General features: G+C 67.9%; 17 protein-coding genes. 6 read left to right on the plus strand and 11 right to left on the minus strand.

Annotation, left to right across the window (positions count from 1 at the left end; genetic code table 11):
• Positions 1 to 9: 9 nt before the first annotated feature.
• Together ACFTR6_RS01795 and ACFTR6_RS01800 are read right to left on the minus strand one after the other, a co-directional pair.
• A complete protein-coding gene (locus ACFTR6_RS01795) occupies positions 10 to 3,000 on the minus strand; it encodes a UPF0182 family protein (RefSeq protein ID WP_076801648.1) in 2,991 nt (996 codons plus the stop codon).
• 133 nt (positions 3,001 to 3,133) lie between these two features.
• Positions 3,134 to 4,291 carry a PDZ domain-containing protein gene (locus tag ACFTR6_RS01800; protein ID WP_087874331.1) on the minus strand — a complete coding sequence of 386 codons (1,158 nt, stop codon included), beginning with the start codon at positions 4,289 to 4,291 and terminating at the stop codon, positions 3,134 to 3,136.
• Positions 4,292 to 4,512: 221 nt separating this feature from the next.
• Here ACFTR6_RS01800 and ACFTR6_RS01805 point away from each other — a divergent pair, with 221 nt between their 5' ends.
• Positions 4,513 to 5,958, plus strand: a complete 1,446-nt coding sequence (locus tag ACFTR6_RS01805; RefSeq protein WP_377956663.1) for a zinc-dependent metalloprotease — start codon at positions 4,513 to 4,515, stop codon at positions 5,956 to 5,958.
• Positions 5,959 to 6,026: 68 nt separating this feature from the next.
• Here ACFTR6_RS01805 and ACFTR6_RS01810 read toward each other — a convergent pair whose 3' ends face one another.
• From ACFTR6_RS01810 to nudC, 3 genes are all read right to left on the minus strand, one after another.
• Positions 6,027 to 6,629 (minus strand): M48 family metallopeptidase, encoded by a 603-nt coding sequence (locus ACFTR6_RS01810; protein WP_377956664.1) that lies wholly within the window; start codon positions 6,627 to 6,629, stop codon positions 6,027 to 6,029.
• A complete protein-coding gene (locus ACFTR6_RS01815; RefSeq protein ID WP_076801637.1) occupies positions 6,629 to 8,761 on the minus strand; it encodes an ATP-dependent helicase in 2,133 nt (710 codons plus the stop codon). The genes ACFTR6_RS01810 and ACFTR6_RS01815 overlap by 1 nt, the downstream gene beginning before the upstream one ends.
• An 85-nt stretch (positions 8,762 to 8,846) precedes the next feature.
• A complete protein-coding gene (nudC, locus tag ACFTR6_RS01820; RefSeq protein ID WP_377956665.1) occupies positions 8,847 to 9,899 on the minus strand; it encodes an NAD(+) diphosphatase in 1,053 nt (350 codons plus the stop codon).
• Positions 9,900 to 10,064: 165 nt separating this feature from the next.
• On the opposite strand from nudC, the gene ACFTR6_RS01825 reads away from it, so the two are divergent.
• The gene (locus ACFTR6_RS01825; RefSeq protein WP_377956666.1) at positions 10,065 to 11,390 is read left to right on the plus strand and encodes a phosphotransferase; all 1,326 of its coding nucleotides are present in this window, start codon (positions 10,065 to 10,067) and stop codon (positions 11,388 to 11,390) included.
• A gap of 38 nt (positions 11,391 to 11,428) precedes the next feature.
• Here the strand turns inward: ACFTR6_RS01825 and ACFTR6_RS01830 are convergent, their stop codons facing one another.
• From ACFTR6_RS01830 to ACFTR6_RS01840, 3 genes are all read right to left on the minus strand, one after another.
• Complete coding sequence (locus tag ACFTR6_RS01830; protein WP_377956667.1) at positions 11,429 to 14,896, minus strand: ATP-dependent helicase; 3,468 nt, start codon at positions 14,894 to 14,896, stop codon at positions 11,429 to 11,431.
• Positions 14,893 to 18,174: an ATP-dependent helicase gene (locus ACFTR6_RS01835; protein ID WP_377956846.1), complete on the minus strand. Its 3,282-nt coding sequence runs from the start codon at positions 18,172 to 18,174 to the stop codon at positions 14,893 to 14,895. Before ACFTR6_RS01835 ends, ACFTR6_RS01830 begins: the two co-directional genes overlap by 4 nt.
• A 101-nt stretch (positions 18,175 to 18,275) precedes the next feature.
• Entirely contained in the window at positions 18,276 to 18,692 is a 417-nt protein-coding gene (locus tag ACFTR6_RS01840) for an MGMT family protein (RefSeq protein WP_377956668.1), read from the minus strand.
• A 130-nt stretch (positions 18,693 to 18,822) separates the two neighbouring features.
• On the opposite strand from ACFTR6_RS01840, the gene ACFTR6_RS01845 reads away from it, so the two are divergent.
• From ACFTR6_RS01845 to ACFTR6_RS01860, 4 genes are all read left to right on the plus strand, one after another.
• On the plus strand, positions 18,823 to 19,533 hold the full coding sequence (locus ACFTR6_RS01845; RefSeq protein WP_087874336.1) for a 3'-5' exonuclease: 711 nt from the start codon (positions 18,823 to 18,825) through the stop codon (positions 19,531 to 19,533).
• Between the two features lie 296 nt (positions 19,534 to 19,829).
• Complete coding sequence (locus tag ACFTR6_RS01850) at positions 19,830 to 20,900, plus strand: methionine ABC transporter ATP-binding protein (protein ID WP_076801621.1); 1,071 nt, start codon at positions 19,830 to 19,832, stop codon at positions 20,898 to 20,900.
• Complete coding sequence (locus tag ACFTR6_RS01855; protein WP_076801619.1) at positions 20,897 to 21,568, plus strand: methionine ABC transporter permease; 672 nt, start codon at positions 20,897 to 20,899, stop codon at positions 21,566 to 21,568. The genes ACFTR6_RS01850 and ACFTR6_RS01855 overlap by 4 nt, the downstream gene beginning before the upstream one ends.
• Positions 21,569 to 21,664: 96 nt before the next feature.
• Positions 21,665 to 22,510, plus strand: a complete 846-nt coding sequence (locus ACFTR6_RS01860) for a MetQ/NlpA family ABC transporter substrate-binding protein (RefSeq protein WP_377956669.1) — start codon at positions 21,665 to 21,667, stop codon at positions 22,508 to 22,510.
• An 87-nt stretch (positions 22,511 to 22,597) separates the two neighbouring features.
• On the opposite strand, the gene hemL is transcribed toward ACFTR6_RS01860, so the two are convergent.
• The 3 genes from hemL to hemB are packed head-to-tail and all read right to left on the minus strand — an operon-like array spanning position 22,598 to position 26,029.
• The gene (hemL, locus tag ACFTR6_RS01865; protein WP_076801614.1) at positions 22,598 to 23,929 is read right to left on the minus strand and encodes a glutamate-1-semialdehyde 2,1-aminomutase; all 1,332 of its coding nucleotides are present in this window, start codon (positions 23,927 to 23,929) and stop codon (positions 22,598 to 22,600) included.
• Positions 23,930 to 23,942: 13 nt separating this feature from the next.
• Positions 23,943 to 25,049, minus strand: a complete 1,107-nt coding sequence (locus ACFTR6_RS01870) for an LLM class flavin-dependent oxidoreductase (RefSeq protein WP_377956670.1) — start codon at positions 25,047 to 25,049, stop codon at positions 23,943 to 23,945.
• A complete protein-coding gene (gene hemB, locus ACFTR6_RS01875; protein WP_377956671.1) occupies positions 25,049 to 26,029 on the minus strand; it encodes a porphobilinogen synthase in 981 nt (326 codons plus the stop codon). Before hemB ends, ACFTR6_RS01870 begins: the two co-directional genes overlap by 1 nt.
• Positions 26,030 to 26,096: the final 67 nt, after the last annotated feature.

A 26,096-nucleotide genomic window follows, 5' to 3' on the forward strand; every position in this document is an offset into this window, starting at 1 on the left:
CTGGGCATGTCAGCTGCTGGGCGTGGGCGTCGGTGTTGCTGACGGCGACGTCTGGCTGCTGGCCGTTCCGGTGCCGGCAATCCTTGCCTCTGCATCGAGCGCCTTCTTCAGCGCGTCTGACAGTTTCTTCTGCTGGTCGCCGTACGCAGCGAAGTCACCCTTCGCCAGAGCCTCCTGGCCGGCCTTGATTGCGGCGTTGGCTTCGTCCAGGGCTGCCTTCAGCGCTGCCCGGGCATCGGCCGTGCCGGTTGGCGGCGGCGTGGTCCCGCTGCCGCCCGGAGGCGCCGGCGTCTTGCCATTGGACGCGTCCCCCGCCTGAGCGCCAGACCGGCCGCCGAACAGCTGGTTGAGGGCCTCATCAAGAGTGGGCGCGAAGCCGATCTTGTCACCGAACGCCACGAGCACGCGCTGCAGCGTCGGGTAGGACGTCTCTCCCGTGGACCGGAGGTACACCGGCTGGATGTAGAGCATGCCGCGGCCGGCGGGAAGCGTCAGCAGGTTGCCGTTGAGCACATCCGAGGCACCCTGGCGCAGCAGGTTCAGGGCCTGGGAGACCGTGGGATCCGAGTTGAACTTGTTCTGCGCCTGGCCGGGGCCGGGCACCTGGGATTCCGGCGGGACCTGCAGGAGCCGCAGCTGTCCGTAGCTCTCCGCCTTCACGCCCTTCTTGGAACCCGCGTCGGAATCGGCGGCGAGGAATCCGTAGAGGACGTTCCGGGCATTGCCGTCCACGACCTGCGGAATGTAGGACGACGTCAGCTGGAACGCGGGAGCCTTCTGGTCGGGCATCTGCAGAGACATGTAGAACGGCGGCTGCTTGACCTCCTGCGAAACGGTGGGATCGTTCGGAACGCTCCACGCGTCGTCGTTCTTGTAGAAGCTCACGGGGTCCGTCACGTGGTAGCGGCCCAGGAGCTCACGCTGCACCTTGAACAGGTCCTCCGGATAGCGGACGTGGCTCATGACCGCGGCGGACATCTCGGAGTAGGGCTTCAGTGACGTCGGGAAGACCTTCTGCCAGGCCTTCAGCAGCGGATCCTGGTCGTCCCAGGCGTACAGCGTGACCGAGCCGTCGTAGGCATCAACGGTGGCTTTGACCGAGTTGCGGATGTAGTTCACGGAGCTGTTGGGCAGTGCCACGTTGCGTCCGGCGGTGGTCTGCGAGTCCGTGGTGGCCTCGGAGAGCTGCTCCTGCTGCGAGTACGGGTAGTACTGGCTGGTGGTGTAGCCGTCCACGATCCACTTGACCCGGCCGTCAACAACTGCCGGGTAGGCGTTGCCGTCGACCGTCAGGTAAGGGGCCACCTTCTGGACGCGTTCCCGCGGGTTGCGTTCGTACAGGATCTGGGAGGCCTCGTTCACACCGTCGGACAGCAGCAGGTCCGAGGACTGGAACTTGATCGAGTAGAGGACCTTGTTGAAGAAGCTGCCAACGTTCGGGCCGCCGTTGCCGGTGAACGTGTACTGCGTTTCACCGCCGCCTTCCGACGCCGGGCGGTCCTGTTCACGGTGCGGCGCACCTTCCGGGGCGCCCACAATCGAGTACTCCGGGGAATCCTCGCCGAAGTAAATCCGGGGTTCGTAGGTCTCGTCGTTGCCGAGGACGCCGGTGGTGGGGATGCCCGACTGGAGGAATTCCGGCTTTCCGTCGGCCGTGAACTTGTTGCCCTTCGCGGCCACAACACCGTACCCGTGTGTGTAGACAATGTGGCGGTTCAGCCAGGACTGCTGGTCAGCGCTGAGGCCGTCCGGGTTCAGCTCCCGCACCGCGATGACGGTGTCCTGCACCTTGCCGTCCACCATGTACCGGTCAACGTTGAGGGCCTTGGGGAACTGGTAGTAGGGGCGGAACTGCTCCAGCTGGGAGAAGGCGTCCGAGATCAGGTTCGGATCCAGGAGGCGGATGTTGGCAGTGGTCTGCGCGTCCGGGGCCAGGGCGCCGGCGGTCGTGGTGGTGGTGGCGTTGTACCGCTCCACCTTGACCTGGTCCAGGCCGTAGGCTGCGCGGGTCATGCCGATGTTGCGCTCGATGTACTTCCGCTCCAGGGTCTGCTCCGACGGACGGACCTGGAACTGCTGGATGACCCACGGGTAGACGCCGCCGGCCAGAATGGAGGTAATGACCAGCATCGCGGTGCCGATGACCGGAAGCCGCCACTTGCCGATGACGGCCGCGACGATGAAAAGGATGGCGACGAGGGCCGCCGCCACAGCCAGGATCGCCTTCGTGGGAATGACGGCGTTGACGTCGGTGTACAGCGCGCCGGCCCAGCGGCCCCCGCTGTTCTGCAGCGCGGAGTAGCGGTCCAGCCAGAAGTTGATGCCCAGCAGGATCAGGAACGAGGCGCCGGTGACGGCGAGGTGGATCTGTGCGGCGCGGCTGGTGAAAATGCCCCGTTCCATGATCCTGATGCTGCCGTAGAGGTAGTGCGTGAGGATGCCCGCGATGCCGGCGACGATTGCCACGCTGATCAGGAAACCGGTGACAAAGCCGAGGAACGGCAGCGTCATGAGGTAGAAGCCGATGTCGAGTCCGAACTCGGGATCGTTCTGGCCGAAGGACTCCTGGTTGAAGAACAGCATCACCTTCTGCCACTGGCTGGAGGCGGCGCTGCCTGCGAAGAGTCCGAACAGCACGGGCAGCCCGATCATGACTACCCGCCGCACCGGTTCCAGCTGAGCCTGGTAGCGGTTGAGGTTATCCCGGATTTCCGAGTCCGGCGCGTAGACCGGCCGGGCGCGGTAGGCGATGCGGATCGCATAGAACACGGCCGCGAACATGATGAGGAAGCCGGCGGCAAAAATGCCGATCCGTGCCAGGTTCTCGGTCAGGAACACCTCGAAGTAACCAAGCTGCTGGTACCACAGGACGTCCGTCCACACGTTGGCGAAGAAGATGAACCCGACAACAACCAGGGCAACGACAATGAGCGTGGGCGTCAAAGCACCGCGCCTTGTCTGGAGTTTTCCGGGCGGGGTGGGGCTGGCAGGACGGGACAAACTCGTACCTCATAGCTTTTGGTCAGTTGCTGGTATTTAAATTTTAAGTTTTCAGTGGAGGGCAGGCATAGCGCCGGCACCGGCTGTCAATTAGTGCCACGAGCAGACCGGAGCCTTAGTTCCTGCATTTAGTCTAGTTGTTGGTGCACGCCGGAAGTCCCGACGTGTCGCCGCCCTTGGCGGCCAGTTCCACGGCGGACTTCGCCTCGTCCAGGTTCTCCACTTTCACCACCTGCAGTCCGTCCGGGATGTGGCCCACCACCTCGGCACAGTTGGCAGCCGGGGCCAGGAACATCGTGGCGCCCTCGGCCCGGGCACCGTGCATCTTCACCGCGATGCCGCCAATCGGGCCCACCACGCCGTCCGGGCTGATGGTCCCGGTTCCGGCGATGTGTTTTCCGCCAGTGAGGTCGCCGGGGGTCAGGGTGTCCATGATCCCGAGCGCAAACATCATTCCGGCGCTCGGGCCGCCCACCTTGTCCAGGGAAATCTTCGTCTCGAACGGGAACGTGAAGCGGTACTGCAGCAGGACGCCCAGGATGTACCGTCCGGACGGGTTCTTGGCCGGCGTCACCGTTTCGGTCACCTGCTTGCCGTCACGGCTTACGACGACGACGGCGGGCTTGCCCTTTCCGGCGGCCAGTTCGTCCTGGATCACCTGCAGTGACGTGACGGGTTTGGCGTTGATCGAGGTGAAGACGTCACCTTTCTGCAGCTTCCCCTGCGCGGCCGAGCCCTCGGACAGGTCCGCCACTTCGAGTTTTTGCCCGAAGGGAATCTCGAGCCCCTTCAGTGCCGCCGCCACGGCGTTTTCCTGCGACGTGGCCATGGCCACGGCGCTCTCCTGCTGCGACTCCTCCCTGGTCACGCCGGTCGGGAAGATCAGCTCCTCCGGGTAGACCGCCTTCGACCCGTCAAGCCACGCCGAGAACGCCTCAAAGACGCTGACGGGACCGTTGGGGCCGCCGTCGACATACACCGTGGTGAGATCCAGGTTCCCCTTGGCCGGGAATGTCTCGCGGCCGGAAATGCTGATGACGGGCTTCGAGTTTTCCGTGCCCAGCGTGTTGAACGTGGGGCCGGGCGATTCCACCACGTAGGGGACGGGCAGGACAGCGGCCGTCACGCCCAGCCCGAGCGCGAGGAGCCCGGACAGCGTCATGGCGGAAATGCGCGGATCCCGGCCCCGGGCACGCCGGGACCTGCGGGCCTCTCCGGTTCCATCGGGATTCCCGCCGCCGGCGGCCGCCGGGGATTCCTCTGCGGGCTGGCCGCCCTTGGTAATCGTCACTGAAGGACCTCTCCGCACCGCGTCGTTCAGCGCTGCACCGCGGCCGCAGCCCCGGCGGATAGCCGGGCGCAGCCTTCATTCGTTCCGACTTCCAACACTACGCGTCCCGGCCTGCCGTTAGCTCTTTGCCTACAGCGAAAGTGCCTGCTTTCGGCAGACAGCCCCTTCCGCACGGGGTAGCGTGAAGTTGATTAATAGTCACACCGACGATCGGCGGGATCATGACCTCCAATCCACTCAATCCGTCCAACGGCGACGAAAATCCGAAGGATCCGCTGGCGGAGATGCTGCAAAACCTCATGGGCGGCAAGGGCCTGGGCGACATCGACCCCGCAGAACTGGCCAAGGCCGCCGGGCTCCCGAACGATCCCAACCTGCTCGCCCAGATGTTCTCCCAGGTCCAGGCCATGATGAGCGCGCCCTCCGAGGGCCCCGTCAACTGGAAGCTCGCCCATGACAACGCCCGCCGCGTCGCCGCCGGCAGCGCCGACCCCTCGGTCACGTCCGCGCAGTCACGCGAAGTGGACGAAGCCCTGCGGCTTGCCGAACTGTGGCTTGACCAGGTCACGGACCTGCCGGCCACCGGACTCATCGGCAAGGCCTGGTCCCGGGCCGAATGGGTGGAGGAGACCCTCGGCACCTGGAAGCGGCTGACGGAACCGGTGGCCAACAGTGTGGCCAATGCCCTGTCCACCGCCATGACGGAACAGATGCCGGAGGAGATGAAGTCCATGATGGGCGGTGCCTCGTCCATGCTGCAGAACGTGGGCGGCGCCATCTTCGGCATGCAGCTGGGCCAGGCCATCGGCGCACTCTCCACCGATGTGGTCAGCTCCACGGACATCGGTGTTCCGCTGGCCGATCTGGAGATGGCGCTTCTTCCCAGCAATGTGGCGAAGTTCGGTGAGGGGCTCAGCCTGCCCGAAAACGACATCCGGCTCTTCCTCGCAGTCCGCGAGGCCGCGCATGCCCGCCTGTTCGTCCAGGTGCCGTGGCTGCGCGGGCACCTGCTGGGTGCCATTGAGGCCTATGCCCGGGGCATCCACATTGACACGTCGCGGATTGAGGAACTGGCCCGCGACCTTGACCCCAGCAATCCGGAGGGAATCCAGGAGGCCCTGCAGCAGGGTGTCTTCATGCCGCAGCGCACGCCTGAACAGGACCTCGCCCTGCAGAAGCTGGAAACCGCGCTGGCCCTGGTCGAGGGCTGGGTGGACGAGCTCACCGCTGCCGCAACGGAGAAGGTCCTCCCTTCCGCCGCCGCGCTCCGCGAAACCGTCCGCCGCCGCCGGGCCACCGGCGGTCCTGCGGAACACGCGTTCGCTTCCCTGGTCGGGCTGGAGCTGCGCCCCCGCCGCCTCCGTGAAGCCGCCACGCTGTGGGCATCGCTCAAGGCAGAACGCGGCATCGACGGCAGGGACGCCATCTGGAAGCATCCGGACCTGCTTCCCACCGCCGAAGATCTTGACGATCCCAAGGGGTTCAGCGAACGCCGCAAGCTGGCCGAGGCCAGTGACAGCGAAGTGGACGACGCCCTCCAGAAGCTGCTGAACGGCGGCTTCGACATCCCGGCCGACAGCGGCGCAGACGGCGAGGGCGACGGCGCTAAGAAGGACGGCGACGACGCTAAGAACGACGGCGACGAGGGCGGGGCTCCGAAGAGCTGACGGCACAGATCCGCCGGAGTTGGAGGCCGACGTCGAAAGGCAACTGCCCGGCGTCGGCCTCTTCTGTTTCAGTCGGCGTCTTCTGATTCACCCGCTTCGCCGGCCGTCATGCCGCGCGAGGTGGCAAACGAGACGCCCTCCAGGAAAGCCTTGGCACGTTCCGTTTCGGGGTATGCCTCCAGCAGTTTCCAGAACGCCGCGTTGTGCCCGGCCACCAGCAGGTGCGCCAGTTCATGCAGCAGCACATAGTCGATAACCCACTGCGGCATGGGGCGGAGTTTGTCGGAAAGCCGGATGGAGCCGTCGGCGGGGGTGGCCGAACCCCAGCGGGAGTTCTGGTTGCTGACCCAGCGGACCGACGTAGGGGCAGACCTCCCGCCAAGGTACCTGGCCGAGAGCTGTGCGGCGTGCGTGGCCAGCGCCGCGTCCGAGGCAGGCCGGCGCGCCGCACCGCTGGACCGCTTCTCCCCCTGGGTCCGGAGCTTCTCCAGCATCCGGCGAACCCAGTCCGCTTCCTGGGCCCGGGTGAAGTGCGCGGGGATGGCGACGACGGCGGTTCCGTTCTCCCAGAAGGCAGCGACTGTACGGCGGCGGCGGGCCGAGCGCCGGACCTCGACGGGAGCCCCGTCACGCGTGGTCAAGGGCGTGCTGGTCTCTTGTTTTCCGGGCATTAGACAGCGCTGCTTTCCGTCAGCACCGCGAGGACTGCTTCGCCGTACCGCTCCAGTTTGGACGGGCCGACGCCGGCGAGCCGGGCAAGTTCCTCAAGGGAGGACGGCCGCGCTTCGGCGATGGCGGTGAGGGTTGCGTCGGTGAAAACCACGAAGGCCGGGACGTCGGCGGACTGCGCGACCTCCTTGCGCCATTCACGGAGGGCGTTGAACGTCTGCTCTTCGTAGCTTGGCGGACACTGGCTGCAGCGGCCCACCTTCCGCTCGGCGCCGCTGGCCAGCATGCTGCCGCAGACCCGGCACGAAGCGGGGGCGGCCGCCTTGCGGCGCGGCGTGGCTCCCCTCCCCCGGGCGGCTGAACTGGCCACCGAGTCCGGGCGCAGACCGTCGAGGAAGCGGGACGGCTTCCGGTTGGCACGCCCACCGGGAGTCCTTGCCGTGGACCATGACAGGGACAGGTGCTCACGGGCGCGCGTGATGCCCACATAGAGCAGCCGCCGTTCCTCGTCAACGGCGGCAGGAGTGTCTGCGAAGGAGATGGGCATGAGCCCTTCGCTGAGCCCCACGAGGAATACAGCGTCCCACTCGAGGCCTTTCGCCGCGTGCAGGGACGCCAGCGTCACCCCCTGGACGGTCGGTGCGTGCTGGGCCACAGAGCGCTCCTGGAGCTCGTTGACGAAGTCCGCGAGGCCGAACTGCGGCCCGCGGTTCTGCGCGAGTTCGTCCGCCAGAGCCACCAGCGCGGCCAGGGATTCCCAGCGCTCCCGCAGGGCACCGCCGCTGTGCGGCGCGGCGTCCGTATAACCCAGTGATGCAACGATGTCGCGCACCAGCTGGCCCAGCGGCTGGGGTTCGGACTCGGATACGGCGCGGGTGGCAGCACGGAGCTGGAGGATCGCGTCGCGGACCTCCTTGCGCGCGAAGAACCGCTCACCGCCGCGGAGCTGGTAGCCGATGCCGGCCGATGCAAGAGCCTGCTCATAGGCCTCGGACTGGCCGTTGGTACGGAACAGGACGGCGATTTCGCTGGCCGGAACGCCGTCGTCGAGAAGGGTACGGATCTTGCCGGCCACCGTGGCAGCCTCGGCTTCGTCGTCCGTGCATTCTGTGAACTGCGGGTGCGGGCCCGGGTTCCGCTGGGCCACGAGCTGCAGCGGCGCGGCCCAGGCAGCATCGGCCGCAGGTCCGCCGCTCCGCCGCGAGGCCAGCAGGTCGTTGGCCAGCTTGACCACCTGGGGAGTGGATCGGTAGTCCCGGACCAGCTTGACCACGTTCGCGTCCGGGTACTGGGCCTTGAATCCGAGGAGGTGCTTCGGGGAGGCTCCCGTGAACGAATAGATGGTCTGGCTGGCGTCACCCACCACGCACAGCTCGTTGCGGCCGCCAAGCCAGAGCTCCAGAAGGCGCTGCTGCAGCGGGGAAACGTCCTGGTATTCATCCACCACGAAGTGCCGGTACTGTTCCCGGACCGTTGCTGCCACCTTCGGATCCTCCTGCAGAATGCCGACGGTGATCAGGAGGACGTCCTCGAAGTCGATGACGTTGCGGTCGGTCTTGACGTCCTCGTAGGCCTGGAAGACCCGGGCGACGGCCGTGAGGTCGAAGCCTCCCGGGGCGCCCCTGTCCTGGGCGTTCTCGAGGTAGTTGGCCGGCGTGAGCATGGACACCTTGGCCCACTCGATTTCGGACGCCAGGTCCCTGATGGAGGCGCGGTCGGTGCTCAGCCGAAGCCGGCGTGCGGCCTCGGCGATCATCTGCGCCTTGTGGTCCAGCAGGTTGGGCAGGGCCCCGCCCACCGCCTGCGGCCAGAAAAACTGCAGCTGCCGCAGCGCGGCCGCGTGGAAGGTCCTGGCCTGGACATTCCCGGCTCCAAGATCGCGGAGCCGGCTGCGCATTTCCGCTGCGGCGCGCGCCGTGAACGTGACTGCCAGCAGCCGCTGCGGGCTGTAAACACCCGAGTGCACGCCGTAGGCGATCCTGTGGGTGATGGCACGCGTCTTGCCGGTCCCGGCTCCGGCGAGCACGCAGAGCGGGCCGGTCAGGGTGGTGGCCACTTCCCGCTGCTCCGCGTCGAGGCCGCCAAGGATCCGGTCCTCGAGGGAGGAATTGCCATCAGGAATTTCTGTCGTCACTTCTTGCTGCTTGCTGTGCGTGGGTGGATGGGCCGCTCCGCCGTGGCGGCGTCGACGGCAGGTATGTGGCCGGCCTGCGTGCCGGCTAATCGTCGGCCGGACGGTCCTGGATCACGCCGCCGTACCAGTGTTCGATGAGGGACCGTGCGATGGAGAGCCGGGTGGAGATGACAATCTCGCCGCTGAGCACGGCTTCCTGGAGTTCCTCCCGGCTGAACCAGCGCGCCCTTGTGACCTCGACGCCGTCGGGCTTTGCCTCTGTGTCCTCGGTGACGGCAGTAAAGCCGAGCATGAGGGATGCCGGGAACGGCCACGACTGGGAGCCGAGGTACTGGCAGGCCTTGACCCGGACGCCCACCTCCTCGTGGATCTCCCGGACCACGGCCTGTTCGAGCGACTCTCCGGGCTCGACGAATCCGGCCAGGGTGGAGTAGTTCTTGGCATCCAGCGGACCGCCGCCGCCGAGCAGGATGCGGCCGTCCGGGCCAACCACCGTGACAATGATGGCCGGGTCCGTGCGCGGGTAATGTTCGGAATTGTCAGCCGGACACCGCCGGACCCATCCGCCGGCCTCCACGTTGGTGACGGTGCCGCACCGGGGACAGTGGGTGTGGGTGGCGTGCCAGTTGGCAATGGCACTGGCTTCAACGAACAGCGCCGTGTGCGTCGGATCCAGCTGCGCGGCGACGTCCCGGAAGCCTTCCCAGGTGGCCTGGGCAGGCAGGCCGGCCGGCCCTGGCTCCACCGGCTCCGGCAGGATGAAGAGCAGGAGCCTGGTCCCGACGGGAAGATCGTCGGAGCCGAGTGCCGTGCCGAGATAGATGATGTGTGCCGGGGCGGAAGCCAAACCCTCGAGCCGCTCCAGCAACGGGGTGGCCTCTGCCAGGACCAGGGCGTCCCCGTCCACCAGCGCATGCCGGCCGGACAGGATCATCGCCTTGGCGGTTCCGGCGGCCAGGAACTCCTGTACCAGGCCCGGCCGCATCCGCTCGACAGACTCCCTGTTGACCATGGCGGGCCGGACCGGGAGCACGGTGTCGAACAGATGGTTGGCGGGCAGCTCTCCTGCCCGCACGCGATTTTCCGGGATCGTGCCCGCCGTTTGACCAGCCGGCGCAGCGGCCTCCGCATGACTCATGTATCCACCGTACTGATTCGCACTGACAATTTACATTTCGGCAGGGTGGCCGGCAGGCCCGGAGAGGGCGGCGCCTCCGGCTTCCCGGCGCCCATATTTGGTCGGATCTGGAGACTCGCCGCGACACATCGTTGTCTTGGACGCCGCTCAATCTACCGTGGAACCGTGAGAAGAGAACCAATCGAACTGGCAGCTGTGGCCACCGCGGCAGTCCCCGGACTGAGCCCGACCGCTGTGAGCTCTGCCCCGGATGACCCGGCTGACTTTGATTCGGCTCTCCTCCTCGATGCCGAAGGAAAGCGCTGGCGCGTCCGCTCACCCCGGCACGCCGAAGCCAGCACCAGGCTGGAGACTGAGTTCCTGGTCCTGCGGGCCTTCGCACCGGCCATCCGGGCCGAACTGCCGTTTCTCATGCCGACTGTGGCCGGCACCGTCCGGCAGCAGAACCTGACCACCTTCGTGTATTCCCACCTGCATGGCGCCACGCGCACCGTGGAAGAGCTGACAGCCGGCCCGCAGGAATTGGCGAAGGAGATCGGCACGGCCCTGGCGGCCATCCACGACCTGCCCCGCACGCTGGTGAGCAACGCTGACCTGCCCACCTACACGCCCAACGAGTTCCGCCAGCGCAGGCTCAACGAACTCGACATGGCCGCCACCACAGGCAAGATTCCGGCCCTCCTGCTTCGCCGGTGGGAGCACGCCATGGAAGACGTCTCGCTGTGGCGCTTCAACCCCTGCGTGGTGCACGGTGACCTGCACGAGGACAACCTGCTGGTCGAGGATGACCGCGTCACGGCCGTCACCGGCTGGACCGACCTGCGCATTGGCGACCCCGCCGACGACCTCGCCTGGCTCGTGGCATCCAATGAGCACGAATTCGTCGACGCCGTGGTGAAGCACTACACCGCAAAACGCCGGGACGCCCCCGACACCCACCTGCTGCGGCGCGCCGCGCTCTCGGCCGAATTCGCCCTGGCGCAGTACCTCGTTAAGGGCATCGCGGCAGCCGACGCGGAGATGATCGCCGAGGCGGAAGGGATGCTCTCCACACTGGCGGCCGATATCGCCGAGTACGGAGGACAGCCCATCAGCGTCGAGCCGCTGCCACCCGCCAAGCCCGAATCCCCGCCAACCAGCCATGCACCGGCAGCACCCGGCCTTGTGGATGCCCCGGCAGCCACCGATATCTCCGAGGCCATGCCCGCCGTCCACGTCACACCCATCCCCGTTGAAGCGGCGCCGCTCCCGGTGGAGATCACGCCCATCCCCGCTGACGAAACCGGAGGCGGAGAGGACACGGACAAGCCGGCAGACCGGCCGGTACGCCCCGGCACTCCTCCTGAAGCCGCGGAGGCAGGGACATCAGGCGAAGCTGAGGCCGCCCGGGCGGAGGCCCCCCACGCGGAGGAAGACGCACAGGGTTCGAAGCCGTCAGGCGCGGACACGTCCACAGTTGCCCTCACCGTGGTTGACGCCAAGACGCCCTGACGGGCGGGCTCAGTGGCGCTTACTAGCCGGGCCGTTTACTAACCCGCCAGGGCGGCGGCCACGATTCCTTCGAGTTCGGCTGCTGAGGCGAGGTCGTGGGGGCGCACCACATGGTTGTCCGCCACGTAGAAGAATGCTGCCCGCACCTCTTCCAGCGGCACGCCCTTGAGCCGTGCCCAGGCCAGCCGGTAGACAGCCAGCTGCACACCCTTGGTCTTCAGCTGTGCGGCGGACGGCCGGCGGCCGGTCTTCCAGTCCACCAGATCCCAGCCGCCGTCGGCGTCCCGGAACACGGCGTCGATGCGGCCGCGGACCACCACGTCGCCGATCCGGGTCTCCACGGGGACTTCCACGAACGCCGGCGAGCGGTGCGCCCACCGGGAGTCCTTGAAGGTAGCCACCATGTCGTCGAGGCCGTAGGCCTCGTCAATGTGGTTGTCAGAGCCCGGCGCTTCACCGAGATCCAGCATTCCTGCCGTTCCGAAGTATTCCTCCACCCAGGCATGGAAGGCCGTGCCTTTGCGAGCGGACATGCCAGGTTCGCGCGGGACCGGCCGCCTGAGCCGCTGGACCACAGCCTCGGCGTCCTCCCCCAGGTCCACCAGGGTGGACGCCGAGATGTGCCCTGGCAGGTGCACGTCGCGGCTCCGGGCGCGCCTGGCACGGCGTTCCAGCAGGAGGTCAGCCTCGCGTCCCCAGCCTGCCGCCAGGGGACGGAGACCCTGCCCCTCCGGAAGCCCCGGCGCACCGGCCTCAACAGCGGCGATCTCGGCAAGCAGCCGGTCTGCGGCGCGGTCCATGGCCGCCCGCCGGCCCGGCACCAGCCGGAGCCGGTTCCCGCTGCGGGGATCCACAGGACCTTCCAGCGGATCATACGGCCAGGCGGCCACCTCCAGCTCCCGGGTCAGGGGGCTTTCCGTGGGCAGGGATTGCTCGTCCACAGAGGCGGGGTGGATTTCCGCAGTATCCGCTTCCGCCAGTGGCGCCAGCTCGGCAAGGAACGGCGACATCTCCGCCATCGCGCCGCGCCCGCCGACCCAGGCCCCGCTGGAGACCCAGAGCACGTGCTTGGCGCGGGTGTAGGCAACGTAGGCCAGCCTGCGCTCCTCCGCCTCCCCATGGGCCTGCACGTCTCCCTTGAACACCTTCTCGGCGTCCAGCCACCCCTTCTGGTCCGGCTGGTCGAGGTCCCACTGCGGAAGATCGGCACGGTCACCCCGCAGCGGCCAGGGCAGGGCCGCGGAACCGCTGCTCCATCTCGAGTCGCGGCTGCTGGGGAACGCGCCCGAGTTGAGGCCGGGAACGAATACGACGTCCCATTCCAGCCCCTTGGAGGCATGCACCGTCAGCAGCTGCACTGCCTCGTGGTTGACGTCCGCGGGCGGAACGTCCAGGCCGCCCTCTTCCGATGCCGCAGCTTCCAGCCATGACAGGAAGGCCAGGACGTCCACCCGGTGGGATGTCTGCAGGAACCCTGCTGCCGCGTCCTGGAAGGCATCCAGGTTCCGCCGCGCCTGGTGGATGCTGTAACCGGGCCTCGCGGCAACCTCGATGTCCAGCAGCATGGCCCGTTCCACCTCGCCCAGCAGGGTGGTCAGGTCCTCCCCCATCAGCGCCCGAAGCTGCCGCAGCTCTGTGCCGAGGCGCTGCAGCCGTTCCCGGGCAGGCGGCGTCAGGCTGCGGCCGTGCGCGGACGTCCAGCCCTCGTTGGGCAGCCAGTCCAGGGCTTCGACGAGGCTGGCGGCGTCGGTGATGTCGCCCTCGATGACGACGTCGTCGGCTTCCGGATTCCTTTCGCCCCCGCCTGACGGGCCGTTGCCGCCGGCTCCGCGGCCGTCGTCGACCAAGCCGCGGCGGCGGGCCAGAAACGCGGACCAGTCCCGGAACGCCATGAGGTCGGCGGGGCCGATCCGCCAGCGGGCACCGGCCAGCAGCCGCATCAGTGAATCGGACCGGCCGGGGTCGGCCAGGACCCGGAGCGTCGAAACCAGGTCCACGATTTCGGGAGTGTCCAGCAGCCCGCCGAGGCCAACGATTTCGTACGGGATGCCGGTGGCCTCAAACTCCTTGCGGAGGCATTCCATCTGCGCGCGCCTGCGGCACAGGACTGCCATGGCCGGCTGGACGCCCGGCGCCGAGGAGGATCCGTCGAAGTCCGTGGCCCGGAACTTCAGGAGATCCTTGGCGATGGCCGCTGCTTCATCCTCATCCGTGGCGAAACGCCCGATCAGCACCCGGCCCTGGACTGCCGCCGGGCTGGGCCGCAGCGCCGGGACCTCCACCGCCGCGGCGGAGGTCCGCTGCCCCGCCGGCCCGGCCTGCGCGGCGGCCGCACTGAGCGGGGCGGAGATGAGGTTGGCCGCGGCGAGGATGTTGCGGCCGTTCCGCCAGGCGGTGGTCAGGTAAGAAACGGGAGCGGGACGCCGGGACACGGTTCCTGACTGGCCATCCCCGACGCTGACGGGAAACTCGTTGACAAAGTGGAACAGCTGGCCGGCGGATGCCCCGCGGAAGCCGTAGATGGACTGGTTCGGATCGCCGACGGCCGTGACGGCGTGGCCGTCCCCGAAGAGCCGGGAGAACAGCACCAGCTGGGCGTGCGAGGTGTCCTGGAACTCGTCCAGCAGCACCACTTTGTAGCGCTGGCGCTCCATCTGGGCGGCCAGGGGCACCTCCCGGGCGACGCGTGCCGCGAGCGCCACGAGGTCGCCGAAGTCCAGCGCGCCGCGTGCCCGTTTGGCTTCCGCGTACCGCCCCACGAGCTCTGCCACACTGGCCCTCGTCCGGAGCACCGCTCCCAGCTCGCCCGCGGCCTGGGTCGGGTTCTTCTTGGCCCCGGCCACATACGGCAGGGCCTCGAACTCGGCGAGCCGCTGCATCAGCCAGCTTTGGACACCGTCCGGATCCTGGAGGTGCTCCGCGCACTCCCCCGCCAGCTGGATGACGGCTTTGACGAGGGTGGACTTGGCCACCCGGAAATGGGAGTACTCGCCGTCGAAGGCCTCAACAACCTCGCTGGCCAGCTGCCAGGCCTGGGCGCCGCCCAGCAGCACGACGTCCCTCTCGATTCCGAGCCGCAGACCGTAGTCGGAGACGATGCCGCTGGCAAACGAGTGGTAGGTGGAGACCTTGGGCTCCAGGGCGTCGGCGCTGAGCAGGCCCCCTGGCATGGCGTCACCGGCGTTGCCGCCGTTGCCGGTGGCCGACCGCTGCAGCGCGCCGAGCTTGGCGCGGATGCGGCTGGCCAGTTCGCCGGCGGCCTTTCTCGTGAAGGTGACACCGAGGACTTCCTCCGGCTTGACCCAGCCGTTGGCGACCAGCCAGACGACACGGTCGGCCATGGTGGCGGTCTTGCCCGAACCGGCGCCGGCAATGACCAGCCGGGGCGCAAGGGGCGAGGAAATGATGGCCGATTGTTCCGCCGTCGGCAGGTTTTTCTCACCCAGCAACGCGGACAATTCCTCGGGGCTGAATCGGGGCTCGGGCAGCTCCGGCGTCCGGCTCATTCGGTAACCTGCTTTCCCCGCGCACACAGCGGACATACCTCCGGAAGCCGGCAGCCGGAGCCGCCGAAACCGGCCTTGGCGGGATCGTGCCGTGCCTCGAACTCGTGGCCGGACATCACCGCGGCTGCGTCATTGACCATCTCCATCGCCCAGTTGTCCCCCGGATCGAGCGGATCCTGGTGCTGGATGCCCGGGCTCTTGGTGGTGGTGCCCAGCTGGGCAAGCACGGCACCGCCGGGCTGGGCACCAGTGGTCTGGGCACCTGTGGTCTGGGCACCGGCGTCGGAAACCGCGGAAGCGCCAAAGCCGCCGGCCAGAACGGCCGCCTGGTAGGCGCCCAGCTGCGGGTGCCTGCCCAGCTCTGCCTTGCCCGGCTGCCGCTTGCCCGTCTTGAGGTCAACGATCACCAGGCGCCCCTCGGCGTCGATCTCCAGCCGGTCCACCTGTCCCCGCAGCACGGCTGACCGGGCCCCCTCATCGGTGGGAACGTCCGTCCGGGGGACGGCGACCGGTTCCGGCAGGATCACCTCGAAGTCCTGCTCGACCCCCGCAAGGCGCCGGCCCTCGCTGCGCATGACGAGGATGTACTGTGCCAGTTTCCGGACCATGGCTTCCGCCCTGCGGAAGTCCAGCTTCCCTTCCCAGTTGTCCTTCATTCCCAGGGCGGGCCACCGCTTGACCAGCTCGGCGAGGTATTCCGTTCCGCTGGCGTCGGGGAGGTCCTGGGCGATGGCATGCACCAGGGTGCCGAGGCTGCGGGCGAAGTCCGTCGCGGCCTCCCCGCCGGCGGCCTGGATGAACCAGTCCAGCGGTGATTTCTGCACTGACTCCACCTTGGACGGCGAAACATAGACGGTGCCGCCGGGCGGCACGACGCGGTCCACGGATGTCAGCGGGGCAAGCCCCCACCAGGTGTCGGGATGGGCTCCGGGAACGGCAGGCTCCGCGGTGGCAAGGCGGGCCAGGACGCGCACCGCCTCATCCGCCTCGGCGGCGAATCTGCCGTCCAGCTGGGCGTACTGGCGGAGTTCGGCTACGAGCGCACGCAGCGTCAGGGGCCGTTCCACCGGGGTGTAGCCGCGCCCGTCCTGGTCGGGCAGCAGCGGCGCGACGTAGTCCAGGAAGGAGGACGGCTGTTCGTCCTCCGAAGATACGGCGGTGCACAGCAGCACGTCTTTGGCCCGGGACACCGCCGTGGAAAAGCTGCGGAGTTCGTCGTAGCGGATCTCCCGCAGCCGGCTCAGCGGGCCGAGCTGGAGCGCGTACTCCACACCGTGTTCGACGGCGTCCGCGAACAGTGTGCTGCCGAGCAGTTCGCCGCGGAGGCGCGTGTTGGGCCAGACGCCTTCCTGGAGGCCAGCAACGATAACGAAGGGCCATTCCCGGCCGGCGGCGCTGGCGGGCGTCATGAGCTCCACGGCGTCGTCAACCTGGGCTCGCGCCGCCAGGGTGTCCATGGGCAGCTCCTGGTTCAGCAGGTACTCCAGGAACTGTTCCGGCCCGGATCCGGGCATCTGGTCCACGTAGCGTTCGGCGGTGTGGAACAGCGCCATCATGGCGTCGAGGTCCCGGTCGGCGCGGGACCCTACGAGTCCGCCGGCCAGGGCCGCGGCAGTCCAGGCTCCCGAGAGCCCGGTGGAGTGCCAGAGGGCCCACAGCACCGTCTCCGCGTTGGCGCCGGGTTCGGCAACGGCCTTCCGGCCGGCCTGGATCATCCGCGCCACCCTGCGCGCCGACCTGCCTTCGATGCCGAGGGAGCCGAGGGCGCCGGGTTCAAGGAGTGCCTCCACGAGCAGCGAATCGCTGGAACGGCCGCCGCCGCCCAGCAGCTCCTCCCGCCGGAGCGACTGGCGGAGCCGGCGCAGCTCCAGGGATGTGGCCCCGCCGATCCGGGAGGTCAGGAGCGAGACGGCGGATTCGGGCGTGAGGACCGCCGGGTCCAGTGCCGCCGCGTAGGCATCGAGCAGCGGACGGACGGCCACCTCATCCCGCACGGCCGACTCGGCCACGGGAATCCGTACGGGAATGCCCTGGCCGGAGAGATAACGCTGCAGCTGGCTCAGCTGGCCGCCGTTGCGGACGATGACGGCGATGTCCTCGAGCGGGCGCCCGTCCCTGAGGTGCGCCTCGAGGATTCTTTGGGCGACGTACCGCAGCTCGTGCACCGCTGAAGGAAGGAGGTGCGCTTCCACGGTGCCGCCTGCGCCGCCTGCAGCTTCATCAGGGCCGGCGCCAACCGGGTCCAGGCGCCGGGCGAGCTGGCCGCCGGCCCGGAGTGAAATCCGGTCCGCGACCCCCAGCCAGGCCTGGGCCACCGCCGGCTGATGGCGGTGGGCATGGACCAGCGGCTTCTCAATGACAGTCCGCTCCCCGCCGCCCAGAAGCCCGGGCAGCTCGGACACGAGATCCGGCCGCGCACCACGGAACCCCTGCACCACGGTGTCCGGGGCGGACGTAACATAGACGTCCTTGCCCGCGGCCACATCGGCCAGGAGTTCGAAGACGGCCGGATTGGCCTCCTGGATATCGTCCACAAGAATCAGCTGGAGCCGGTCGCGTTCGGCCGCCAGGAAGTCCGGAAAGTCCTGAAAGAGCTGGCGGGCCGCAGTGATGATGCCCGCGGGGTCGAAAGCCTCCGGCATGCGCAGGTCGAGGACATCCCGGTACTCGGCGTACAGTGCCGCAGCGGCAATCCAGTCCGGCCGCCCGCAGGCCCGGCCCAGGCTGGCGAGGTCATCGGCGGTGCGGCCTGCCTCTGTAATCCGGTCGAACAACTGGCGGACCTCGTGCCGGAACCCGCGCGTGGGCAGGGCTGCCGTGAGGTCGTCGGGCCAGGGCAGACCGAGGCCCGGCATGGCGTGCCCGTCCAGCAGTTCCTTGATGATGAGGTCTTGCTCGGGACCGGACAGCAGCCGCGGGGCCTTGGACAGCGGAAGGAGCCCTTCGGCTTTGGCACGGCGGATGAGGTCAAAGGCATATGCCGCCCACGTGCGGGCCGGCGTAGTGCTCAGGCTCCGGTTCAGCCTGGCGGTGAACCGGTCACGGAGGGTATCGGCAGCGAGCCGTCCGGGAGCGAGAATGAGGATCCGTTCCGGGTCCACCCCGTCCGCCTCAACCCGGCGGATTACCGCTTCGATGAGCACGGTGGACTTTCCGGTGCCGGGCGCGCCCGGGACCAGTACGGGCCCGGCACCGCGGGGCACTTCGACGGCGGCCAGCTGGTCCGGGGTGAGGACCGGGACGCGGGAGTGCACCTGGCGAGGAGGCAGCAAACGCAGGCCGGTGGCAGGGAACGGTGCGGCGGACGGGGAGTCCGCGTGGCCCTGTTCAGCGGCCTGGCCGAATATTGTCTGAGCGTCGGTCTGATCGAGTGTTGCGGTCACACGGACATTCCATCATCGGGGACTGACAATTTTCGCAGCGACGCTTCCAGCCGCTCAGCAATCCTGTCCAGGGCGTCGAAATCTGCGTCGGACGGCTCCCACCGGGCAGCGGCCAGATCCACCCGCCAGCGTCCCCCGCCCGTCCTGGCGTACTCGCGATAGTCCCCGCGCAGGGGCGTGCCTTCCTGCAGGTAGCAGCTGAGGGCCTCGGACTCATGGCCGTCCGGCGCCAGTCCGCTGGCCCGCAGTACCCGCCACCACGGAACGCTGCTGCCGTAATGGCTCAGGACGGACCCCACCTGCCGCGGCCCTCCCGAGCCAAGAAGTTCAGCGACGTCCCCGTATGCCAGCACCGAACCAGCCGGGATGAGGCCGACTACCGCCAACACCGCCTCCACGTACTCCTCCCGCATGTCCCCCAGACTATCGGCCGGCACGCATCATCAGCCGCCGGCAGGGGCTTCGTGTGCCTCTTCCCACACCTGACCGGACACGCGGGCGGCAAGCACCGTGACTGTCAGTGGCTCCGGGTAATTTTGAGCCATGAGCACTTGGAACACTCTCCCCCGGGCCGCGTTCGATCTCGAAACCACGGGGCGCAATTCCCGTGCCGCCCGGATCGTGACGGCTTCCGTCACGGTGGTGGACAGTTCCGGAAACGTGGTGCGGGAGCATGAGTGGCTGGCAGACCCCGGGGTTGAGATCCCGGCGGAGGCCAGCGACGTCCACGGGATTACCACCGAACACGCCCGCACCCACGGCAGGCCGGCTGCCGATGTCACCAGGGAAGTCGCTGCCGTGCTCCAGGGGCTGTTCGACGACGACGTGCCCGTAATCGCGTTCAACGCCAGTTACGACTTCACCGTCCTGGCCGCCGAATCCGCCCGCTACGGCGTGCCGCAGCTGAGCCGATTCCCCGTGCTGGACCCCTACATCATGAACAAGCAGGTGGACCGGTACCGCAAGGGAAAAAGGACGCTGACCGCGCTGTGCGAGGAGTACGGCGTGGAGCTTGAAAACGCGCACACATCCGCCGCGGACGCCCTGGCCACCCTGCGCATGCTCGACGCCATGGCCGGGAAATTCCCCAAGCTGAACATGCCCGCCAGCCAACTGCACCAGCTGCAGGTGGACTGGGCTGTCAGCCAGGCAGCCGACTTCCAGCAGTACCTCCGCAAGACCAAGCCCGCCGCCGTCATTGAGGGCGACTGGCCGGTCCTGCCGCCGGAGGATGCCAGCCGCGGCGGCTTCTAGGGCCAGGCCCGCCAGAGCGGGGAGACACTCCTGGGGCAAAACGGAAGGCGCTGGGACGAAGATCACAACCTCCGGCCAAAGCCCCGCAGGTGCCCTGCCGCCCCCGCGATTCAGAAAGACCCCCGGCTGCCGCCAATCACGCAGGTGCGCACCGGCGCCAGCAGTCAAAAAGGCGGCGTTTCCCCTAAATGACCGAATGATCTTCGGAAGTGGCTGGCGTTTCCCTGCGCTGACATAATTTAGTGCAGTGCCGCGCTTGTGCTATGCCCTGCCCAAGTCCTACCTCCTGAGGATAAATGATCACAGTCACCGACCTGCGCAAGGTCTACCGTCAGGGGAAAAAGGAAGTGGTGGCCCTTGACGGGGTTTCGCTTTCTGTCCCCAAAGGCTCCATCCACGGCATCATCGGCCACTCCGGAGCGGGCAAGTCCACCCTGGTGCGCTGCCTGACACTCCTGGACCGCCCGACGTCGGGGTCGGTCAACATCGACGGTACCGAACTAAGCTCTGTCCGTGACTCTGAAATCCGCGCCGCCCGCCGCCGTATCGGCATGGTCTTCCAGCACGCGAACCTCATGGATTCGCGCACGGCTGCCGGAAATGTGGCCCATCCCCTGGAACTGGTGAAGGCGCCGAAGGACAAGACCCGCGCAAAAGTCGCCGAACTGCTCAAACTCGTGGGCCTCGAGGGCTTCGAGAACGCGTACCCCTCCCAGCTTTCCGGCGGACAGCGCCAGCGTGTTGGCATCGCCCGCGCCCTGGCCTCGGATCCGGACGTCCTGCTCTGCGACGAGCCCACGTCCGCGCTGGACCCGGCCACCACCGATGAAATCCTCGACCTGATCCAGGACCTGACCCGCCGCCTGCAGCTCACGGTGCTCATCATCACCCATGAAATGCACGTGGTGAAGCGCGTCTGCGGGTCGGTGTCCCTGCTGTCCAAGGGCCGGGTGATCGAGTCCGGCGCCCTCGCCGAAGTCGCCTCGGACCTCGACAGCAAGCTGGCGCGCGCACTTCTGCCGCTGCCGGCAGCAGAGCCGATCAAGGGTGCGCTCCAGGCCGGACCTGTCCTGGAAATCCTCTTCTCCGGCGAAGGCGCCAAGGAACCCGTGCTCACGGGTGTGGCACGCCATTTTGACATTGACCTGAACGTTCTGGCCGGCAGCGTCGAAACCCTCGGCGGCCAGCAGTTCGGCCACTTGCGGGTCCAGCTGGCCAATAACGCCGACTACGACGCCGTCCTGCGCTACCTCCGCGACCGCGGCATCAGCGCGAAACTGGCGGGGCCCGCCGCCGATGACGCGGAACTGGCCGAATTCGCCCCGGCGGACACCGGTTTCGCCGCCGAGACGGGAGACGTCAAGTGAACGAGATCTTCAGCAATCCTGTCCTGGCCAAGGCACTGCCGGAAGCCATCGTCGAGACGCTCCAGATGGTGGGAATCTCGGCCTTCTTCACCGTGCTGGTCGGACTGCCGCTGGGCGTCTTCCTGCACGTCACCGCTCCCGGCGGGCTGCGGCCCATGCCCGTGCTCAACCGGATCGTCAGCGACATCGTCGTTAACATCACCCGCTCCATCCCCTTCGCGATCCTGATGGTGGCCCTGATCCCGCTCGCCCGGCTTCTCGTCGGGACCAGCCTCGGCCCCGTGGCTGCCTCCGTTTCACTCTCCATCGGAACCATCCCGTTCTTCGCGCGCCTGGTGGAGGCCTGCCTCCGCGACGTCCACCACGGCAAGATCGATGCTGCGCAGGTGATGGGCTCCACCCGGATGCAGGTCATCAGCAAGGTGATGCTGCCCGAGTCCCTGCCCGCCCTCGTTGCCGCGGCGACCACCACGGTTGTCACCCTGGTGGGGTACAGCGCCATGGCCGGCCTCGTCGGCGGCGGCGGACTCGGAAAACTCGCCTACAACTATGGCTTCCAGCGCTTCGACGTCACGGTCATGATCGTCACCATCGTGCTGATTATTGTGCTCGTCCAGCTCATCCAGCTCACGGGTGAATGGATCTCCCGGAGCCTGGACCACCGCTAAAAATCTTCACCGCAGCGGGTAGCCGCTCACTGCACCTGATTAGGATCTCCCCGGCGCCGCCGTCGGGATCCAGGCTATTTCGAAAGGACGCATCCCATGCGTAAATCACTCACCCTCCTCGCCACCGGCATCGCCGCGGCCCTGGCGCTCACCGGGTGCGGCGGTTCCACCGCGCCCAGCGCCGAATCCACCCAGGCCCTTGACCCGGCCAAGCCCGTCACCATCACCGTCGGTGCCAGCCCCGTCCCGCAGGCGAAGATCCTTGAATTCCTCAACCAGGACCTCGCCCCGAAGGCAGGCCTCAAGCTGGACATCAAGGAAATTGAGGACTACCAGACGCCGAACACCGCTCTGAGCGACGGCTCGCTGGACGCCAACTACTACCAGCACCTGCCGTGGTTCGAGGACCAGGTCAAGACCAAGGGCTACAAGTTCGGCCACGGCGAAGGCGTCCACATTGAGCCGTACGCCGCCTTCTCCGAGAAGGTCAAGGACATCAGCGAGATCAAGGACGGCGCCAAGATCGCCATCACCAACGATCCCTCCAACCAGGTCCGGGCGCTGCGGGTGCTGGAAAAGGCCGGCCTCGTCAAGGACATCAAGGATGACTCCTCCGTCATCGGCCTGACCGATGCCCAGAACCCGAAGAAGCTGAAGTTCTCCGAGAACCAGCCTGAACTGCTGATCAACGACCTCAAGGATCCCTCCGTGGACCTGGCCCTGATCAACGGCAACTTCATCCTCAAGGCCGGGCTCAGCACCACGGATGCGCTGGCCGTGGAGTCCACCGAGAACAACCCCTACGCCAACTTCCTGGCCTGGCGCGAGGAGTCCAAGGACGACCCGCGCATCAAGAAGCTGGACGAACTCCTGCACTCCCCCGAGGTCAAGGCCTTCATCCAGAAGGAATGGCCCAACGGTGACGTGACCGTAGCCTTCTAGGCAGGCTTTCCGGCAAGCCGGAACAGAACAAAAAACTCTGGCACCCGCCGCGGCGGGTGCCAGAGTTTTTTTATGCCCGACGGCGTATCAGGCCTTTGCGGCGGCGGCCGCCTCCGCTGCGGCGGGCAGTGCCTCGAAGATCCGGTTCATGGCGGCGTCGTCGTGCGCCGCGGACAGGAACCAGGCCTCAAAGACGGACGGCGGCAGGTAGACGCCCGAATCCAGCATCGAGTGGAAGAAGGGCGCGTAGCGGAACGCCTCCTGCTTCAGCGCGTCGCTGTAGTTGTGGACCCCGTGCTCGGACGTGCCGAAGGCCACCGAGAAGAGGTTCCCGGCCCGCTGGATGGAGTGGTCCACGCCGGCCGCGTCGAGGGCGGCGGACAGGGCGCCGGACAGTTCCAGCGACCGGGCGTCCACGAACGAGTACACGTCCCGGGTGGCGTGGGTCAGGGTGGCCACGCCGGCCGCCATGGCCACCGGATTGCCGGACAGCGTGCCTGCCTGGTAGACGGGACCGAGCGGCGCAAGGTAGTCCATGACATCGGCACGGCCGCCGAGGGCCGCCGTCGGCATGCCTCCGCCGATGACCTTGCCGAAGGTCAGCAGGTCGGGGGTCCACTTCTCCGTGGCGTCGGCGGCGCCGCCGGTAAGTCCCCAGTACCCCGAGTAGCCGGTGCGGAAGCCGGTCAGGACCTCGTCGACGATCAGCAGGGCCCCGTGGGCGGCGGTGATCCGTGACAGGCCGGCGTTGAAGCCCTCACCGGGGGTGACCACGCCCATGTTGGCGGGCGCAGCCTCGGTGATGACGGCGGCGATGTTCGGCCCGTGCTCGGCGAAGGCGGCCTCGACGGCGCCGAGGTCGTTGTACGGCAGCACCAGGGTCTCGGCGGCGGTGGCAGCCGTGACGCCCGCGGAACCGGGCAGCGCCAGGGTGGCCACGCCGGAGCCTGCGGAAGCGAGCAGCCCGTCGAGGTGGCCGTGGTAGCAGCCGGCGAACTTGATGACCAGGTTGCGGCCGGTGAAGCCCCTGGCCAGCCTGATCGCCGTCATGGTGGCTTCGGTGCCGGTGGAGACCATGCGCAGCCGTTCGACGGCGGGAACGCGTTCCTTGACGATCGCCGCAAGGTTGGCCTCATCGGGGGTCGAGGCGCCGAAGGAGAGCCCGCGGTCGACGGCGGCGTGCACGGCGTCGAGGACCGCCGGGTGGGCGTGCCCCAGCAGGGCCGGGCCCCAGGAGCAGACCAGGTCCACGTAGTCGTTGCCGTCGGCATCCGTCAGGTAGGGGCCCTTGGCCGCCACCATGAAGCGGGGCGTGCCGCCGACGGAACCGAAGGCGCGGACAGGCGAGTTGACGCCGCCGGGCATCAGCTGGCGGGCGCGGTCGAAAAGTTCCTCGTTGCGAGGGGTACTGGAAGTCATGGTTCCCATTCTTTCAGTCTGCGGGAGTGTCACCGGACAGGAGTTCGGCCACCCGCGGTGCCACCACGGTGCCGAAGAGTTCGATGCAGCGCATCATGGATTCGTGCGGCAGCGTGCCGTTGCCGTACTTGAGGTCGAAGCGGTCGACGGCGAGGTTCCGTTTGAGCAGTGCGATCTTCCGCGCCACCGTTTCCGGGGAGCCGACGTACAGAGCGCCCTCGGGGCCGCACATCGCATCAAATTCGCGCCGGTTTCCCGGGCCCCAGCCGCGCTCGGCGCCGATCCTGTTCCGTTGCGCAAGCCAGTGCGGAAACAGCTCCTCGCGGGCCGCCTCATCGGTTTCGGCGATGTGCCCGGGCGAGTGGGTGGCGATCTGCTGCATGGGCTGGCCGTACTTGTCCATCGCCTCGCGGTACAGGTCCACCAGCGGGGCGAAGGCGCGGGGCTGGCCGCCGATGATGGCAAAGATGATCGGGTAGCCGTACTGCGCGCACCGCAGCACGGACTCCGGGGTGCCGCCCACGCCGATCCAGGCCGGCAGCAGGTGGTGCTCCAGCGGCGGGTAGACGCTCAGGCCGGCCAGGGCCGGACGGGTGCGGCCTTCCCAGTGGACCGGCTTCTGCGCCCGCACCCTGTCGAAGAGCTCGAGCTTCTCCTCGAACAGCACCTCGTAGTCCGCCAGGTCCAGGCCGAACAGCGGAAAGGACTCGATGAACGAGCCGCGGCCCAGCATGACCTCGGCGCGGCCGCCGGACAGGGCGTCCACCGTGGAGAAACGCTGGAAGACACGGATGGGGTCGTCGGAGCTCAGGACGGTGACGGCCGAACCGAGCCGGATGTTGCTGGTCCGGGCCGCGGCCGCCGCCAGGAACACCTCGGGGGCTGACACCGCGAAGTCGCGGCGGTGGTGTTCCCCCACGCCGAAGGCGTGGAGTCCGACGGCGTCAGCGAGTACCGCCTGATCCAGCAGCTCCCGCAGCACCCGGGCGTGCGGCTTCGGCTCGCCGGCGCCGTCCACGCCGACGTCGCCGAACGTGTTCAGGCCCAGCAGGATCTGCCCGGGTCCGACCGGCTGGATGGGTCCTACGGGTTGGCTGGGATCTGTGGCTGGCTCCGGCATCAGGATTCCCTGAGCCAGCCGGCGATTTCACTGGCCCAGTACGTGAGGACCATATCGGCCCCGGCCCGCCGGATGCCCAGGACGGATTCAGTGATGGCGGCGCGGCGGTCAATCCAGCCGTTGGCGGCCGCGGCCTCGATCATGGCGTACTCCCCGGAGATCTGGTAGGCGGCGACCGGCACCGGGCTGAGGTCTGCGACGTCGGCCAGGATGTCGAGGTAGCTCATCGCAGGTTTGACCATCACCATGTCTGCGCCCTCGGCAAGGTCCAGTTCCACCTCCTGGACGGCCTCGCGCCGGTTGGCGGCGTCCATCTGGTAGGTCCTGCGGTCGCCCTTGAGCTGCGAATCCACTGCTTCCCGGAATGGGCCGTAGAAGGCCGACGCATACTTCGCGGCGTAGGCCAGCACGGCGGTATTCACGTGCCCGGCCCGCTCGAGGGCCTCGCGGATCACGCCGATCTGGCCGTCCATCATGCCCGAAGGACCCAGCACGTGGGCGCCGGCGTCGGCCTGGGCCACGGCCATCCTGGCGTAGATTTTCAGCGTGGCGTCGTTATCCACGTAGCCGTCGCTGTCTAGGACGCCGCAGTGCCCGTGGTCGGTGAATTCATCCAGGCACACGTCGCTCATCACCACAAGGCTGTCCCCCACCTCGGCCCGGACGTCCCGGATGGCCTTGTTGAGCACGCCGTCCGGGTCGAGCGACGCCGTTCCCTCTGCGTCCCGGGTCTCGGGGATGCCAAACAGCATGATGCCGCCGACGCCCAGTTCCACGGCCTCAGCCGCCGCCCGCTTGAGGGTGTCCGTGGTGTGCTGCACGACGCCCGGCATGGAGGCGATCGGGTTGGGCTCGGACAGGCCCTCGCGAATGAACGCGGGAAGGATCAGGTCTGCCGGTGCAAGCCGGTGTTCGGCCGTGAGCCTGCGCATGGCCGGGGTGGTGCGGAGCCGCCGGGGGCGGTGGTGCGGAAAGCTCATGTCCTGTCCTTCACTGTTTTGCCTGCTGTTGGTGACTGCTGTTGCTGACTGCTGATGATGGTGGCCG

Origin of the sequence: Arthrobacter sp. NPDC057009, from assembly GCF_042673905.1 — a bacterium.
Lineage (GTDB): Bacteria > Actinomycetota > Actinomycetes > Actinomycetales > Micrococcaceae > Arthrobacter.